The sequence below is a fragment of the Comamonas squillarum genome, from assembly GCF_025309455.1.
Lineage (GTDB): Bacteria > Pseudomonadota > Gammaproteobacteria > Burkholderiales > Burkholderiaceae_C > Comamonas > Comamonas squillarum.
On record NZ_CP104377.1, the window covers coordinates 4,785,854 to 4,801,071 of the forward strand.

Here is a 15,218-nt window from a genome sequence, read left to right on the forward strand (position 1 = left end):
TAAGACGCGAAATCGGTAATTATCAGTAAAAAGAACCTTAACAGTAATGTGTTGGGGTGACAAGTTAAGGAATGGGCATCTCATTTGATAGGGTGCTTGGGCTCGCTCCGGCCTGTTCGATTGTTGTTCCGGAGCAACTCTCCAGAAGGCGGGTGCCGAGCAGCGCCGTGCCTGAGGCCTGCGCCAACGCACTATGAAAAACACCTTCCAGCTGCTGGGAGCAGATCCGGAAGGTGGGATGGTTGGGCTGCTGACGAATCAGGCGGGCATCAAGCGGCCAGCAGGATGCGCAGCATGCGGCGCAGCGGCTCGGCAGCGCCCCACAGCAGCTGGTCACCGATCACGAAGGCCGAGACGTACTCGGGGCCCATGTTCAGCTTGCGCACCCGGCCGACGGCCACTTCCAGGCCACCGGTCACGGCAGCCGGGGTCAGTTCCTGGACGGTCACGGCGCGCTCGTTGGGCACCCACTTGACCCAGTCGTTGCCGCCCTTGATCAGTGCTTCGATCTCGGCCAGCGGCAGGTCCTTGTTGAGCTTCAGCGTCAGCGCCAGGCTGTGGCAGCGCATCGCGCCAATGCGCACGCACAGGCCGTCGACGGGGATGGTGGCATCGGTGCCCAGGATCTTGTTGACCTCGGCCTGGCCCTTCCACTCTTCCTTGGACTGGCCGTTGTCCAGCTGGGCATCGATCCAGGGGATCAGGCCGCCGGCCAAGGGGGCGCCAAAGAATTCGGTGGGCACATCGCTGCGGATGGTTTGGGCGACCTTGCGGTCGATCTCCAAAATGGCCGATGCGGGCGTAGCCAGCTCATCGGCCACGGCAGCGTGCACCACGCCCATGCCCTTGAGCAGTTCGCGCATGTGGTTGGCGCCGCCGCCGGACGCGGCCTGGTAGGTCATCGACGAGACCCATTCGACCAGACCGGCGTTGAACAGGCCCGACAGGCCCATCAGCAAGATGGAGTTGGTGCAGTTGCCGCCAATCCAGTTCTTGCCGCCAGCGGCCAGCTTGCGCTGGATCAGCGCGTCATTGACGGGGTCGAGCACGATGACGGCGTCGTCCTGCATGCGCAGCGAAGAGGCGGCATCGATCCAGTGGCCATTCCAGCCGGCAGCACGGATCTGGGGGAAGACTTCCTTGGTGTAGTCGCCGCCTTGGCAGGTGATGATGATGTCGCACTTGGACAGCTCGGCAATGTCATTGGCATCCTTGAGCTGGGTGTGCACGGTCGCCATCGCCGGGGCCTTGCCGCCTGCGTTGGAGGTCGAGAAAAACACCGGCTCGATCAGCGCGAAGTCACCTTCTGCCTGCATGCGGTCCATCAACACCGAGCCGACCATGCCGCGCCAGCCCACCAAACCTACCAATTGCTTGCTCATAAAACGCCCTTGTGTACCTAAAGGAAATACCACGTGGGGCTGAGGGCCTGGCTCGTCGGCCAGGGGGAGGCGCACGACGAACCAGGCTGGATCAGCCGGTAATCTTCGTGGTGGTTGTGAATGTGTATGCGCGCGCAGCCATACCCGCCTCAATGGGGGTGATGGGGTTCAGCCAAGAAATAGGGCAGTGCGCAGACATAGGAAGCTATTCTAGCGCCAAATTTTAAAACCTGTGCAGAAATTTTTATAAATTTCGAGTGCTGGCGCATCGAAGCGCATGCATATACGATATTAAAAACTATTTTTCGACCATTTATGGTTTTTTATTTCGTCGAAATGACTAAAGTAGAAAGAGCGCCGTGCTTCTGTCGTCGTTTTGTTGTTGAAACGGGGTGCTTGCTTGCGCAGTACCAGCGATTTATCGATCTGCAGGCGCAAAAAAGCGACCCGCAGGTCGCTCTTGGAGACTTGTGAGGTCGCTTGATTACAGTGCCGCCACCACGGCATCACCCATTTGCTGCGTGCCGACCTTGGTCGTGCCTTCGCTGTAGATGTCTGGCGTGCGCAGGCCCTGGGCCAGCACCTTTTGCACAGCCGCTTCGATCTTCTGGGCAGCGGCTTCCTGGCCCAGGCTAAAGCGCAGCATCATCGCCGCCGACAGGATGGTGGCCAGCGGGTTGGCAACACCCTTGCCGGCGATGTCCGGTGCCGAGCCGTGGCTGGGTTCGTACAGGCCTTGCTTCTTGTCGTTGAGGCTGGCCGAGGGCAGCATGCCGATCGAGCCGGTCAGCATCGAGGCTTCGTCGCTCAGGATGTCGCCAAACATATTGCCGGTGACGACCACGTCAAAACGCTTGGGTTCCTTGACCAGCTGCATCGCGGCGTTGTCCACATACATGTGGTCCAACTGCACATCAGGGTACTGCTTGCCCACGTCGGTCATCACGTCCTTCCACAGCTGGAAGGTTTCCAGCACATTGGCCTTGTCCACGCTGGTCACGCGCTTGCTGCGCTTTTGCGCGGCCTGAAAGGCGACATGGCCGATGCGCTCGATCTCGGGGCGGGTGTAGCGCATCGTGTCGAAGGCTTCTTCGGCGCCGGGGAAGTGACCGTCCGGTGCGCTGCGGCGGCCGCGCGGCTGGCCGAAATAGATATCGCCGGTCAGCTCGCGGATGATCAGGATGTCGAGGCCGGACACCAGCTCGGGCTTCAAGCTGGAGGCGTGGGTCAGCTCCTTGTAGCAGATCGCGGGGCGGAAGTTGGCAAACAGGCCCAGCGCCTTGCGCAGGCCCAGGATCGCCTGCTCGGGGCGCAGCGCGCGCTCGAGCGTGTCGTACTTCCAGTCGCCCACGGCGCCAAACAGGATCGCGTCCGATGCCTTGGCAAGCTCCAGCGTGGCGGGTGGCAGCGGGTGGCCGGAGGCCTCATAGGCGGCGCCACCGACAGGTGCGCTTTGCAGGTGCAGGTCGAGCTTCAGGGCGTCGAGCACCTTCACGGCTTCTGCAACGATTTCTGGACCAATGCCGTCTCCGGGCAATACAGCGATTTTCATGGTTTTTTCTCAGTCAGGATGGCAGGGCTGCGCCCGGGGGGGCGCAGCGGGGATGGCGTGAAAGGGATGCGCGCGGCGCTCAGGCCTAGGCTTGCACCAGGCTGTGTGCCAGCCAGGGCTTGGTGGCCAGGCGGTTGGCTTCATAGGCCTGGATCTTGTCCTTGTGGCGCAGCGTCAAGCCAATGTCATCAAAGCCGTTGAGCAGGCAGTACTTGCGAAAGGCGATCACATCGAAAGGGATGGTTTCGCCACCGGGGCGCAGGATGACCTGCTGGTCCAGGTCGATGGTCAGGCTGTAGCCGGGATGCACCGCGACTTCGTTGAACAGCATGTCGATCGTGGCCTCGGGCAGCACGATGGGCAGCAGGCCGTTCTTGAAGCAGTTGTTGAAGAAGATATCGGCAAAGCTGGGGGCGAGAATGGCGCGGAAGCCAAACTGGTCCAGCGCCCAGGGCGCGTGCTCGCGGCTGGAGCCGCAGCCAAAGTTCTTGCGGGCAATCAGGATGCTGGCGCCCTGGTAGCGCTGCTGGTTGAGCACAAAGTCCGGGTTGGGCTTGCGGGCGGACTCGGGCACGCCTGGCTGGCCGGGCTGGTCCAGGTAGCGCCATTCGTCAAAGGCGTTGACGCCAAAGCCGGTCTTCTTGATCGACTTGAGGAACTGCTTGGGGATGATGGCGTCGGTGTCGACGTTCTCGCGGTCCATGGGTGCCACGAGGCCGGTGTGGATGGTGAATTTTTGCATGTTCAAGCCTTTGGGCTGGCCACGTTCATGGGCTGAGCGTGGCCAGCGGTGTATGGGATGGGGTTAGCGTGCTGCGCGCGAGATGGCGTTGCCCGCCCCCTGCACGTCCTGGCCAATGCCGTGGACAGTGTTGCAGCCCGACAGCAGCGCGGCGAGCGCGATGGTGAAGAAGGCAAAACGGTTTTTCATCGCATAGCTCCTGGGGTCATGCAAAACGGCGGATGTCCACAAAGTGGCCGTGCACGGCAGCGGCTGCAGCCATCGCGGGGCTGACCAGATGGGTGCGGCCCCCGGCGCCCTGGCGGCCTTCGAAGTTGCGGTTGCTGGTCGATGCGCAGCGCTCACCGGGCTCGAGGCGGTCGGCGTTCATCGCCAGGCACATCGAGCATCCGGGCTCGCGCCACTCAAAGCCGGCGGCGGTGAAGATCTGGTCCAGGCCCTCGGCCTCGGCCTGGGCCTTGACCAGACCCGAGCCCGGAACCACCATCGCCAGCTTCACATTCTTGGCCACTTTCTGGCCCAGTTTCTTGACCACGGCAGCGGCTTCACGCATGTCTTCGATGCGGCTGTTGGTGCAGCTGCCGATGAACACCTTGTCGACGAAGATGTCGTTGATCGGCTTGCCTGGCTCCAGGTTCATATAGGTCAGCGCGCGTTCGATGGCGCCGCGCTTGTTCGGGTCCTTTTCCTTGTCCGGATCGGGCACGGTGGCATCGACACCCAGCACCATCTCGGGGCTGGTGCCCCAGGTGACCTGGGGAACGATGTCTTCGGCGCGCAGGGTGACCACGGTGTCGAACTTGGCATCGACGTCGGAGTGCAAGGTCTTCCAGTAGCTGACGGCCTGGTCCCATTCGACGCCGGTAGGCGCCAGCGGGCGGCCCTTGACGTAGTCGATGGTCTTGCTGTCCACCGCGACGAGCCCTGCGCGGGCGCCGGCTTCAATGGCCATATTGCAGACCGTCATGCGGCCTTCGATGGACAGGTCGCGGATGGCCGAGCCGGCAAACTCGATGGTGTAGCCGGTGCCGCCTGCGGTGCCGATGCGGCCGATGATGGCCAGCACGATGTCCTTGGCGGTCACGCCCGGGGCCACCTTGCCATCCACCTTGATCAGCATGTTCTTGGCCTTCTTGGCCAGCAGCGTCTGCGTGGCCATCACGTGCTCGACCTCGGAGGTGCCGATGCCGTGGGCCAGCGCGCCAAAGGCGCCATGGGTGCTGGTGTGGCTGTCGCCGCAGACCACGGTCATGCCGGGCAGGGTGGCGCCTTGCTCGGGGCCCATCACGTGGACGATGCCCTGGCCCTTGTCCATGAAGGGGAAGAAGGCGGCGGCGCCGAATTCGCCGATGTTGTCATTCAAGGTGACGATCTGCTCCTTGCTGATCGGGTCCTCGATGCCGTCATAGCCGCGTTCCCAACCGGTGGTGGGGGTGTTGTGGTCGGCGGTGGCGACCACGGAGCTCACGCGCCAGAGCTTGCGGCCCGCCATGCGCAGACCTTCAAACGCCTGAGGGCTGGTGACTTCGTGCACCAGATGGCGGTCGATATACAGCACGGCGGTGCCATCCTCTTCGGTGTGGATGGTGTGCTCGTCAAAAATCTTGTCGTAGAGGGTGCGTCCGGTCATCGTGGTTCTCTTTGGGTCAAGGGTCTCATCAAGGGGCTAAATGCTGGATATCAAAGATGCGCAAAGGTCTGCAGGTGCACGGCCAGGTCCGCGTCCTGCTGGTCGGTGGCCTGGTCCTCATTGGCAGACCGGGGGCTCAGGTGCTCGACCAGCAGGCGGGCGGTGACCGGCAGCGCCTCAAAATCACGCGCCATCAGCCGCAGCTCGCGCTGCGCCCAGGCGTCGGCCAAGCGGATGCCGCGCAGGTTGCCCACGCCATGCATCAGCGCAAAGGCGCGGTCGGGCAGCAGGCCGATGCCCAGGCCGTTGTCGATCATGCGGCACATGGCGTCCAGGCTCGTGACCTGGATGCGCTGGCGCAGCGGCCGGCGCAGCTGGGCCGATGCGGTGCGCATGGCCTGGCTGATGCTGCTACCCGATTGCAGGCCGACAATGTCCCATTCCAGCGCTTCTTCAAAACTGATGCTGTTGCGCTGGGCCAGTGCATGGTCCAGCGGCACCACCAGCATCAGGTGGTCGCTGCGGTAGGGGCGCGACTGCAGATCGAGCTCGGCGGTGTTGGCAACGGCATCGGGGTTGCAGATGCCCAGGTCGGCCGTGCCTTCGTGCACCGCCTGGATCACCTGCGCACTGAGGTGCTCCTGCAGGTCGATCTTGATCTGGCTGTGCGAACGGGCAAAGCTGCCCAGGTCCTCGGGCAGAAACTGCACGATCGCCGAAATATTGGCATGGATGCGCACATGGCCGCGCACGCCATCGGCGTATTCGCTCAATTCGCCTTGCATGCGCTCCAGCCCGAACAGCACATTGCGGGCATGGTGCAGCAGGCTCTCTCCCGCTGGCGTTAACGTCACACCCCGGCTGTGGCGGTACAGCAGCTGGGTGTCGACGGCCGTTTCCAGGTCGGACAGGCGCTTGCTGACGGCCGAGGCCGCGATGAACTCCCGCTCCGCCGCCCGGCCAATGCTGCCCAGCTCGCACACCGCCACAAACAGCTGGAGCGAGGTCAGGTCAATGCGGCGCGCAAAACTGCGCTCTGAGCTTTTCATGGCGGGGGAGGTATCGTGTTTTTAGAAATCAGCAGCCATTTTATCGCCAAATATCGCGTTTGGTATCGCGGATGGCGATGGCTGATGTGTCATTTGCATGAAAACGTAGCCGCTTGCGCCAACAACGGCCTTCACAAATCTGCGCTGAATGTGTTCGTTTTTGTAAAGGCATCACCCCATTGGGCAGTCTCACCGCGATTGAGCAGACATCGCAAGCAGCGATGCTCTAGAAACGGAATCACCCATGTTTTCTCGCTCCCCTTCTGTTGGCCTGTTCAATGCGCGTCCTGGTGGCCTGGCGGCCGTTGCCATCGCGGTGGCGGCCCTGCTGGCCGGCTGCTCGCCAGATGCCGGGCAGGGCGCATCGACGGCCGAGGCCCACATGGCCACCCCGGCTGCGCCCGCGCCGGTAGCGCCTATGGCGGCCCGCTCCATGGCCAAGATGGCGACGATGGAGGCAGCGCCCGCTGCCGATATGGCCATGGGCCAGGGCGGGGCGGCCGCGCCCAGCGAGCGCTTCTTGGCGATCAGCCACCGCATCCAGGTGGAGACGCCGGCGGCCGATCTGGCCGAGCTGTGGGAGGAGGTCAAGGCGCGTTGCGAGCGGCTGGACTGCTATGTCGAGGGCTCGCAGCTGCGCCGCGAAACCCCGCAGTCGGCGGCCGAGGCTATGCTGGCGATGCGGGTCAGCCCTCAGGACTTTGCTGCGCTGACCGCGTCGCTGGGCGCTGGGGCCCGCGTGCTCAACCACCAGACCACGACCGAGGACAAGACCTATGAGGTGGTCGATGTGGAGGCACAAATCAAGAACCGCACGGAATACCGCGACAGCCTGCGCGCGCTGATGCTGGAGAAGAATGTCAAACGCAGCCTGCAGGACCTGATGGCCATCCGCGACACGCTCTCCCAAGTGCAGGCCGAGATCGATGCGTCCAACACGCACCGCGCGCTGCTGCATCGCGATACCGCCAAGCAGTTCGTGCAGATGCGCTTCCAGCCCACGCGCGCCATTGTCAGCGGCACCTACAGCCCCTGGCAGCAAACCTGGCAGCGCAGCTGGGATGGCCTGACCCGCAGCGTGCAGTCGCTGATTCTGACTGCGGCGCAGTCGCTGCCCTGGCTGCTGGCGCTCGCGCTGGTGGTGCTGCTGCCGCTGCGCTTCGCCATCCGGCGCTGGATGCGCCGCAGCGCCGCGCGGGCGCAGCGTGCAAACCAGGCAGAAAAGCAAGACTGACAAGCGCAGCGGCCATGAAAAAAGCACCAGCGAGGCTGGTGCTTGGCTAGGCTTGGCGAAGGAAGGAGGCGCCGCATCGGATGGATGCGGCGTTTCTTTCTATCAGGTGAACAGGTTCTTCAGACGGTCGGCCCAGGACTGGTTGTTGGGTGTGTGCTTGGCGCCGCCCTTTTTCAGCGATTCATCGAGTTCCTTGAGCAGCTTGCGCTGGTGCTCGGTGAGCTTGACGGGGGTCTCGACGACGATGTGCACATACAAGTCACCAGGGTAGCTGGCGCGCACGCCCTTGATGCCCTTGCCGCGCAGGCGGAACTGCTTGCCGGTCTGGGTGCCTTCGGGGATGTCAATCGCAGCCTTGCCACTGAGCGTAGGCACTTCGATCTCGCCGCCCAAGGCAGCGGTGACCATGCTGACCGGCACTTCGCAGTGCAGGTCATCGCCATCGCGCTCGAACACCTCATGCTTGCGCACGCGGATCTCGATATACAGATCGCCGGGCGGGCCGCCATTTTGGCCAGGCTCGCCGTCACCGGTGGAGCGGATGCGCATGCCGTCGTCGATGCCGGCAGGGATGCTCACTTCCAAGGTCTTTTGCGACTTGGTGCGGCCCTGGCCGTGGCAGCTGGTGCAGGGCTCGGGGATGATCTTGCCGGTGCCCCGGCAGTGCGGGCAGGTCTGCTGCACTGCGAAAAAGCCCTGGCGCATCTGCACCTGGCCGCTGCCGTGGCAGGTGCTGCAGGTCTTGACCTGGGTGCCGGGCTTGGCGCCGTTGCCATGGCAGGTATCGCACTCGTCCCACGAAGGAATCTTGATCTGCGCGTTCTTGCCTGCGGCTGCCTCTTCAAGGCTGATGTCCATCGCGTAGGACAGGTCGTTGCCCCGGTAGACCTGGGGGCCACCGCCGCCACGGCGCCCACCGCCAAACATCTCGCCAAAGATGTCGCCAAACGATTCGGCAAAACCACCAAAGCCCTCGCCGCCCATGCCCGAGCGCATATTGGGATCGACCCCGGCGTGGCCGTACTGGTCGTAGGCGCCACGCTTTTGGCTGTCGGAGAGCATTTCGTAGGCTTCTTTGCACTCCTTGAACTTCTCTTCCGCTTCCTTGGCCTTGTCGCCCTGGTTGCGGTCGGGGTGGTACTTCATGGCCATCTTGCGGTAGGCCGTCTTGATTTCGACTTCCGTGGCGGATTTGCTCAGGCCAAGGACTTCGTAGTAATCACGTTTGGACATGGTGTTCTTGAATTCTGTGGGGGTTCAACCAGCGGCGTTCAGGTACGCCCAGGCATGGGTGCCCACAAAGCTGCGGCCGGGATTGTCGCCGTCAATCCATTGCTGCGGTGGAAATAACTCAAACAAGCCCACCTTGAACAAGGTGGGAATCGCCATCTTCAGCTCTTGTTCAACAGCGCCGCGCTCGCCGGCATTGTAGAGCGCGATGTTGTAGAGCATGGTGGCCACGGTGCCGGTCTGCACCCGGCTGCCGTCCTTGAGCGTGACGGCGGGCAGGTCTGCTGCGCCATCGGTGATCTTCTGGTTGACACGGCTGAGCTCTGCAACATGCAGTGCGTCGCTCGCAGGTGCTGTAGTAGATGTCATCGTGTGCCTTTGGATGCTTGCGTGAAAGGGAGACTGGGCCTGCAGCCCACTGACCGGAGCTACGTGCTACAGAAGAAAGAGCGACTCTGTAGAAAAGCCATGCCGGAGTGCGGCAATGCGAACTCCGGCATGGGTGCGTGGGCCAGTCGGAAGGCGATTAGTCCTTCTTGACTTCCTTGACTTCGGCGTCGACGACATTGTCATCGGCTGCCGCGGCGCCGGCCGCGCCAGCTGCTGCACCGGCGGCTCCGGCCTGTGCAGCCTGGGCGTCGGCATACACCTTCTCGCCCAGCTTCTGGCTGGCGGTCATCAAGGCCGTGGTCTTGGCTTCGATCGCGTCCTTGTCCTCGGTCTTCAGTGCTTCTTCCAGCGCTTGGACCGCAGTGTCGATGGCCGACTTCTCAGCAGCATCGAGCTTGTCGCCATGCTCGCCCAGGCTCTTCTTGACGCTGTGGACAGCGGCTTCGCCTTGGTTGCGGGCCTGCACCAGCTCGAGCTTCTTCTTGTCGTCGGCAGCGTTCAGCTCGGCGTCCTTGACCATCTTCTGGATCTCGTCCTCGGACAGACCGGAGCTGGCCTTGATGGTGATCTTGTTTTCCTTGCCGGTGCCCTTGTCCTTGGCAGAGACGTTCAAGATACCGTTGGCATCGATGTCGAAGGTCACCTCGATCTGTGGCGTGCCACGGGGTGCGGCTGGAATGCCTTCGAGGTTGAACTCGCCCAGCAGCTTGTTGGCGCTGGCGATTTCACGCTCACCCTGGAACACCTTGATGGTCACGGCAGGCTGGTTGTCCTCGGCGGTCGAGTAGGTCTGCGCGAACTTGGTCGGGATCGTGGTGTTCTTCGTGATCATCTTGGTCATCACGCCGCCCAGGGTTTCGATACCCAGGGACAGAGGCGTCACATCCAGCAGCAGCACGTCGGAGCGGTCACCGCCCAGCACCTGGCCTTGCACGGCAGCGCCCACGGCCACGGCTTCGTCAGGGTTCACGTCCTTGCGTGGGTCCTTGCCGAAGAATTCCTTGACCTTCTCTTGCACCTTGGGCATACGGCTCATGCCGCCCACCAGAATCACGTCGTCGATGTCGGACACAGCGATGCCTGCGTCCTTGATCGCGGTGCGGCAAGGGGCGATGGTGCGCTCGATCAGCTCGTCGACCAGGCTCTCGAGCTTGGCGCGGGTGAGCTTGATGTTCAGGTGTTTGGGGCCCGAAGCGTCAGCGGTGATGTAGGGCAGGTTGATGTCGGTCGCTGCCGAGCTCGACAGCTCGATCTTGGCCTTTTCAGCCGCTTCCTTGAGGCGTTGCAGCGCCAGCACATCCTTGGACAGGTCCACGCCTTGCTCTTTCTTGAACTCGGCAATGATGTATTCGATCACGCGTTGGTCGAAGTCTTCGCCGCCCAGGAAGGTGTCGCCATTGGTCGACAGCACTTCGAACTGCTTTTCGCCGTCCACATCGGCAATTTCGATGATGGACACGTCAAAGGTGCCGCCGCCCAGGTCATACACGGCGATCTTTCGGTCACCCTTGCCGCCCTTGTCCAGGCCGAAGGCCAGGGCTGCAGCGGTCGGTTCGTTGATGATGCGCTTGACTTCCAGACCGGCGATACGGCCAGCGTCCTTGGTGGCCTGGCGCTGTGCGTCGTTGAAGTACGCAGGCACGGTGATCACCGCTTCGGTCACGGGCTCGCCCAGGAAGTCCTCGGCGGTCTTCTTCATCTTGCGCAGCACTTCTGCGGAGATCTGTGGCGGGGCCAGCTTCTGGTCACGCACTTGCACCCAGGCGTCGCCGTTGTCAGCCTTGACGATCTGGAAAGGCATCAGGTCGATGTCCTTTTGCACTTCCTTCTCGTCAAACTTGCGGCCGATCAGGCGCTTGGCAGCGTAGATCGTGTTCTTGGGGTTGGTGACGGCCTGGCGCTTGGCAGAAGCGCCCACCAGGATTTCGCCGTCTTCCTGGTATGCAACGATCGAAGGCGTGGTGCGTGCACCTTCGCTGTTTTCGATCACGCGGGTGGTGTTGCCTTCCATCACGGCCACGCAGCTGTTGGTCGTGCCCAAATCAATACCGATAATCTTTCCCATTTCTCTACTCCTGTATTTGTTGGGGCGGCTCAGCCGCCCTGATTGACTGTTATCTGTGGCTTTTTGGCCGTTGTTCAAGTGCGCAGCGCAAAAAAGCCGGGAGCTGCGTTTTATTGTGGTGCCGCAACGGTCACCAGCGCCGGGCGCAGCACGCGCTCGGCAATGGCATAGCCCTTTTGCAGCACGGCGACCACGGTATTGGGGTCCTGCGCCGCAGGCACGGCCGAGATCGCCTGGTGGTGGTGGGGGTCGAACTTGTCGCCGGCAGCCGGGTTGATCGCGACCACCTTGTTGCGCTCCAGTGCGGAGACGAGCTGGCGCAAGGTGGCGTCCGAGCCTTCGCGCAGTTGCTCGGGGCTGGCGTTCTGGATCGCCAGCGCGGCATCGAGGCTGTCGATCACCGGCAGCAGGCTCTCGGCAAAGCTCTCGACGCCGAACTTGCGGGCCTTGGCCACTTCGTCATCGGCGCGGCGGCGCGCGTTTTCAACTTCTGCCTTGGCGCGCAGGTACTGGTCGGCGAGCTCGGCATTCTTGGCCTTCAACTCCGCCAGCTCTGCTTCCAGTTGCGACTGGTTGGCAGCGGCAGCGGCTTCCAGCTCTTCGGCGGACATGGGGTTTTGGCCTTCGGGGTGGAGGTTGTCTGACATGGTGCTGTTCGTATTTCGTTAACAAAAAGGACTCTTGTCGCCGCACCTGGGGGCATTTCCTTGCTTTTCAAGGGGCTTATTTGGCATTTCCGCTTGGGAAGATGCACGCCGAGGCGTCTGCAGCGGCCCGTGTTTATAAACCATGTTTGACGGTTTTTGAATTGGTTTGTATAATCGTTGGTTTCCCTTGCCACACCGCGCTGTATTTGCAATCAAGTGCACTAGCGGGTGGCGCAATCCACAAGGAGTTTGCATGCGTCACTATGAGATCGTGCTGCTGATCCACCCCGATCAGAGCGAACAAGTTCCAGCTATGCTGGAGCGTTACAAAGGCATGATTACCGCCGGCGGCGGTAAGATCCACCGCGTTGAAGACTGGGGCCGCCGTCAACTGGCCTACATGATCAACAAGCTGGCCAAGGCCCACTATCTGTGCCTGAATATCGAAGCCGACCAGGCTGTGATGGCTGAACTGGAACACGCGTTCAAGTTCAACGACGCTGTGCTGCGCCAACTGACTGTGCAGAAGAAGAAGGCTGACACCGCTCCTTCGGCCATGATGAAGACCGTGGAACGCGAAGAAGCGCGCAAGGCCAACCAGGCTGAGCACGCCGCTGCAGAGCGTTAATCACACAGGAGGTGGAGAACCGCGTACTTGTCACCGCCGTCATCGCTGAAATCAAGATTTTGCGATACACGCCGGCTGGGCTACCTGCTGTAGATGTTGTGCTGGAGCACCGCTCCACCCAGACCGAAGCAGACCAACCCCGACAAGTCAATGCCGTGCTCAAGGCGATTGCCTTTGGTGCACTGGCAGAGCGAATCGCTCGGCAGGCTGTAGGGAGCACCTGGACATTCCAGGGCTTTTTGGCCACACCGCGCAACAGCAAATCGCTGGTTCTGCACATCCAGGATATTCAACAAGATACTTATTGAGAGGTCCGAAAATGGCCACGTTCAAGAAATTCAACAAAGACAAGCGCCCAAAGCGCAACACCCAGTCGCTGCTGTTCAAGCGCAAGCGTTTCTGCCGCTTCACCGTGGCTGGCGTCGAAGAAATCGACTACAAGGATGTCGACACCCTGCGTGACTTCGTTGCTGAAAACGGCAAGATCATTCCCGCTCGTCTGACCGGCACCCGCGCCATCTACCAACGTCAGCTGAACACTGCCATCAAGCGCGCTCGCTTCCTGGCCATGGTTCCTTACTCTGACCAACACAAGATCTAAGGAGCACGAACATGCAAATCATTCTGCTCGACAAGGTCGTGAACCTGGGCAACCTGGGTGAAATCGTGAAGGTCAAGGACGGCTACGCACGTAACTTCCTGATCCCTTCGGGCCGCGCACGCCGCGCTACCGAAGCTGCCAAGGCTGAATTCGAAGCCAAGCGCGCTGAGCTGGAAAAGGCTGCTGCTGAAAAGCTGGCTGCTGCCCAAGCACAAGGCGAGAAGCTGTCCGGCCAGACCGTGAAGCTGACCCAAAAGGCAGGTGTGGATGGCCGTCTGTTCGGCTCCGTCACCAACCACGACATCGCTGATGAACTGGGCAAGATGGGCTTCCAAGTGGTCAAGTCGCAAGTGCGTCTGCCCAACGGTCCTATCAAGACCGTGAGCGAGACCGCTGTGGAAGTGGCTCTGCACACCGACGTGGTGGTGGAAGTGAATGTGTCCGTCTACGGCGAACACGTTTAATTCCTACGCTCTGCGTTGACAAGCCGCCCTCGGGCGGCTTTTTCGTTCCCGGCCGCAGCGTTTCCGGGATGCGGGTTTTGTTTGTCGCTGCCAGCCTTGCGCGGCATCTGCGCTATTCTTGCGGATTGCTGGCTGCCGGGCCAGCGTTTGCTCATTTGGATTTCCCATGTCAGAGACCTTTCCCCCCCTGGATGACACTGCCTTCATCACCCCCGACAAGCAGGTGGCGCAGCTGCGCATTCCGCCGCATTCGATCGAGTCGGAGTCCAGCGTGCTGGGGGGGCTGCTGCTGGACAACAACGCCTGGGACCGGGTGGGCGATGTGCTGGCCGAAGACAACTTCTACCGCCATGAGCACAAGCTGATCTTCGCGGCCATGGCCAGCATGATCAATGCCGGCAAGCCCGCCGATGTGATCACGGTCTATGAGCACCTGCAAAGCATCGGCAAGGCCGAAGAGGTGGGCGGACTGGCCTACCTGAACCAGCTGGCCCAGTATGTGCCCAGCGCCACCAATATCCGCCGCTATGGCGAAATCGTGCGCGAGCGCTCGATCCTGCGCAAGCTGGTCACCGCCAGCGACGAGATCGCTACCAATGCCTTCAACCAGCAGGGCAAGACGGTGGACCGCATTCTGGACGAAGCCGAGCAGAAGATCTTTGCCATTGGCGAAGAGGGCTCGCGCATGAAGCAGGGCTTCCAGTCGCTGGACAACCTGGTCGTGGATCTGCTCGACCGGGTGCAGGAGATGGCGGACAACCCGGTCGATGTGACCGGTGTGCCCACCGGCTTTGCCGACCTGGACCGCATGACCAGCGGCCTGCAGGCCGGTGACCTGGTGGTGCTGGCCGCGCGCCCCTCGATGGGCAAGACCTCGTTCGCGGTGAACATTGCCGAGCATGTGGCGCTCAATGAAGGCCTGCCGGTAGCCATCTTCTCAATGGAAATGGGTGCCGCCCAATTGGCGGTGCGTATCGTCGGCTCGATCGGCCGGGTCAACCAGGGCAATCTGCGTACCGGCAAGCTGACCGATGAGGAGTGGCCGCGCCTGTCCGAGGCGATCGAGCGGCTGCGCACGGTCTCGCTGCACATCGATGAGACCCCGGGCCTGACGCCGTCGGAGCTGCGCGCCAACTCGCGCCGCCTGGCCCGCCAGTGCGGCAAGCTTGGCCTGATCGTGGTCGACTACCTGCAGCTGATGAGCGGCTCGGGCTCGGCCGCCAGCTCGGACAACCGGGCGACGGAGCTCGGTGAAATCTCGCGCGGATTGAAGATGCTGGCCAAGGAGCTGCAATGCCCGGTGATTGCGCTGTCGCAGCTCAACCGCTCGGTCGAGCAGCGTACCGACAAGCGCCCGATGATGTCCGACCTGCGCGAATCGGGCGCCATCGAGCAGGATGCGGACATCATCATGTTCATCTACCGCGATGACTACTACAACAAGGAGAGCAATGAACCCAACGTGGCCGAGGTCATCATCGGCAAGCAGCGTAACGGCCCGACCGGCACGGTCAAGCTGTTCTTCCAGAAGAACCAGACCCGCTTTGAAAATCTGGCGGTGGGCGGCGACGACTATTGATGCACGCCAGCGCCGGGCAGGCTGG

Annotated in this window: 16 protein-coding genes; 6 read left to right on the forward strand and 10 right to left on the reverse strand. The window is 62.1% G+C overall.

Features of this window, described 5'->3' with window-relative positions; translation table 11 throughout:
* Positions 1–269: 269 nt before the first annotated feature.
* From asd to N4T19_RS21815, 6 genes are all read right to left on the reverse strand, one after another.
* On the reverse strand, positions 270–1,382 hold the full coding sequence (gene asd / locus N4T19_RS21790; RefSeq protein ID WP_116924766.1) for an aspartate-semialdehyde dehydrogenase: 1,113 nt from the start codon (positions 1,380–1,382) through the stop codon (positions 270–272).
* A 484-nt stretch (positions 1,383–1,866) separates the two neighbouring features.
* Positions 1,867–2,934, reverse strand: coding sequence for a 3-isopropylmalate dehydrogenase (leuB, locus tag N4T19_RS21795; protein ID WP_116924767.1), 1,068 nt, complete (start codon positions 2,932–2,934; stop codon positions 1,867–1,869).
* 85 nt (positions 2,935–3,019) lie between these two features.
* Positions 3,020–3,676: a 3-isopropylmalate dehydratase small subunit gene (gene leuD / locus N4T19_RS21800; RefSeq protein WP_260718993.1), complete on the reverse strand. Its 657-nt coding sequence runs from the start codon at positions 3,674–3,676 to the stop codon at positions 3,020–3,022.
* 63 nt (positions 3,677–3,739) lie between these two features.
* On the reverse strand, positions 3,740–3,865 hold the full coding sequence (locus N4T19_RS21805) for an entericidin A/B family lipoprotein (RefSeq protein WP_182345132.1): 126 nt from the start codon (positions 3,863–3,865) through the stop codon (positions 3,740–3,742).
* Positions 3,866–3,881: 16 nt separating this feature from the next.
* The gene (gene leuC / locus N4T19_RS21810) at positions 3,882–5,306 is read right to left on the reverse strand and encodes a 3-isopropylmalate dehydratase large subunit (RefSeq protein WP_116924770.1); all 1,425 of its coding nucleotides are present in this window, start codon (positions 5,304–5,306) and stop codon (positions 3,882–3,884) included.
* Positions 5,307–5,356: 50 nt separating this feature from the next.
* A complete protein-coding gene (locus N4T19_RS21815) occupies positions 5,357–6,355 on the reverse strand; it encodes a LysR family transcriptional regulator (protein ID WP_260718994.1) in 999 nt (332 codons plus the stop codon).
* Between the two features lie 244 nt (positions 6,356–6,599).
* On the opposite strand from N4T19_RS21815, the gene N4T19_RS21820 reads away from it, so the two are divergent.
* A complete protein-coding gene (locus tag N4T19_RS21820; protein ID WP_260718995.1) occupies positions 6,600–7,589 on the forward strand; it encodes a DUF4349 domain-containing protein in 990 nt (329 codons plus the stop codon).
* 102 nt (positions 7,590–7,691) lie between these two features.
* On the opposite strand, the gene dnaJ is transcribed toward N4T19_RS21820, so the two are convergent.
* The 4 genes from dnaJ to grpE all read right to left on the reverse strand — a co-directional run bounded on the left by dnaJ (position 7,692) and on the right by grpE (position 11,921).
* The gene (dnaJ, locus tag N4T19_RS21825) at positions 7,692–8,822 is read right to left on the reverse strand and encodes a molecular chaperone DnaJ (protein WP_260718996.1); all 1,131 of its coding nucleotides are present in this window, start codon (positions 8,820–8,822) and stop codon (positions 7,692–7,694) included.
* A gap of 24 nt (positions 8,823–8,846) precedes the next feature.
* The gene (locus tag N4T19_RS21830) at positions 8,847–9,188 is read right to left on the reverse strand and encodes a DUF7709 family protein (RefSeq protein ID WP_260718997.1); all 342 of its coding nucleotides are present in this window, start codon (positions 9,186–9,188) and stop codon (positions 8,847–8,849) included.
* A gap of 157 nt (positions 9,189–9,345) precedes the next feature.
* Complete coding sequence (dnaK, locus tag N4T19_RS21835) at positions 9,346–11,274, reverse strand: molecular chaperone DnaK (protein WP_116924774.1); 1,929 nt, start codon at positions 11,272–11,274, stop codon at positions 9,346–9,348.
* Between the two features lie 110 nt (positions 11,275–11,384).
* Positions 11,385–11,921 (reverse strand): nucleotide exchange factor GrpE, encoded by a 537-nt coding sequence (gene grpE / locus N4T19_RS21840; protein ID WP_116924775.1) that lies wholly within the window; start codon positions 11,919–11,921, stop codon positions 11,385–11,387.
* A 253-nt stretch (positions 11,922–12,174) separates the two neighbouring features.
* Between grpE and rpsF the strand changes: the two genes are divergently transcribed.
* From rpsF to dnaB, 5 genes are all read left to right on the forward strand, one after another.
* Positions 12,175–12,549 carry a 30S ribosomal protein S6 gene (rpsF, locus tag N4T19_RS21845; RefSeq protein ID WP_021028344.1) on the forward strand — a complete coding sequence of 125 codons (375 nt, stop codon included), beginning with the start codon at positions 12,175–12,177 and terminating at the stop codon, positions 12,547–12,549.
* Positions 12,550–12,560: 11 nt separating this feature from the next.
* On the forward strand, positions 12,561–12,857 hold the full coding sequence (priB, locus tag N4T19_RS21850) for a primosomal replication protein N (RefSeq protein ID WP_116924776.1): 297 nt from the start codon (positions 12,561–12,563) through the stop codon (positions 12,855–12,857).
* Between the two features lie 11 nt (positions 12,858–12,868).
* On the forward strand, positions 12,869–13,150 hold the full coding sequence (rpsR, locus tag N4T19_RS21855; protein ID WP_021028346.1) for a 30S ribosomal protein S18: 282 nt from the start codon (positions 12,869–12,871) through the stop codon (positions 13,148–13,150).
* A gap of 11 nt (positions 13,151–13,161) precedes the next feature.
* The gene (rplI, locus tag N4T19_RS21860; protein WP_116924777.1) at positions 13,162–13,614 is read left to right on the forward strand and encodes a 50S ribosomal protein L9; all 453 of its coding nucleotides are present in this window, start codon (positions 13,162–13,164) and stop codon (positions 13,612–13,614) included.
* Positions 13,615–13,780: 166 nt separating this feature from the next.
* Positions 13,781–15,193, forward strand: coding sequence for a replicative DNA helicase (gene dnaB, locus N4T19_RS21865; protein WP_021028348.1), 1,413 nt, complete (start codon positions 13,781–13,783; stop codon positions 15,191–15,193).
* The last annotated feature ends 25 nt before the right edge of the window (positions 15,194–15,218 follow it).

Coding starts and splice junctions, on each gene's coding strand:
- asd (WP_116924766.1), bottom strand. CDS start 1,382: ATGAGCAAGCAATTGGTAGGTTTGGTGGGCTGGCGCGGCATGGTCGGC.
- leuB (WP_116924767.1), bottom strand. CDS start 2,934: ATGAAAATCGCTGTATTGCCCGGAGACGGCATTGGTCCAGAAATCGTT.
- leuD (WP_260718993.1), bottom strand. CDS start 3,676: ATGCAAAAATTCACCATCCACACCGGCCTCGTGGCACCCATGGACCGC.
- N4T19_RS21805 (WP_182345132.1), bottom strand. CDS start 3,865: ATGAAAAACCGTTTTGCCTTCTTCACCATCGCGCTCGCCGCGCTGCTG.
- leuC (WP_116924770.1), bottom strand. CDS start 5,306: ATGACCGGACGCACCCTCTACGACAAGATTTTTGACGAGCACACCATC.
- N4T19_RS21815 (WP_260718994.1), bottom strand. CDS start 6,355: ATGAAAAGCTCAGAGCGCAGTTTTGCGCGCCGCATTGACCTGACCTCG.
- N4T19_RS21820 (WP_260718995.1), top strand. CDS start 6,600: ATGTTTTCTCGCTCCCCTTCTGTTGGCCTGTTCAATGCGCGTCCTGGT.
- dnaJ (WP_260718996.1), bottom strand. CDS start 8,822: ATGTCCAAACGTGATTACTACGAAGTCCTTGGCCTGAGCAAATCCGCC.
- N4T19_RS21830 (WP_260718997.1), bottom strand. CDS start 9,188: ATGACATCTACTACAGCACCTGCGAGCGACGCACTGCATGTTGCAGAG.
- dnaK (WP_116924774.1), bottom strand. CDS start 11,274: ATGGGAAAGATTATCGGTATTGATTTGGGCACGACCAACAGCTGCGTG.
- grpE (WP_116924775.1), bottom strand. CDS start 11,921: ATGTCAGACAACCTCCACCCCGAAGGCCAAAACCCCATGTCCGCCGAA.
- rpsF (WP_021028344.1), top strand. CDS start 12,175: ATGCGTCACTATGAGATCGTGCTGCTGATCCACCCCGATCAGAGCGAA.
- rpsR (WP_021028346.1), top strand. CDS start 12,869: ATGGCCACGTTCAAGAAATTCAACAAAGACAAGCGCCCAAAGCGCAAC.
- rplI (WP_116924777.1), top strand. CDS start 13,162: ATGCAAATCATTCTGCTCGACAAGGTCGTGAACCTGGGCAACCTGGGT.
- dnaB (WP_021028348.1), top strand. CDS start 13,781: ATGTCAGAGACCTTTCCCCCCCTGGATGACACTGCCTTCATCACCCCC.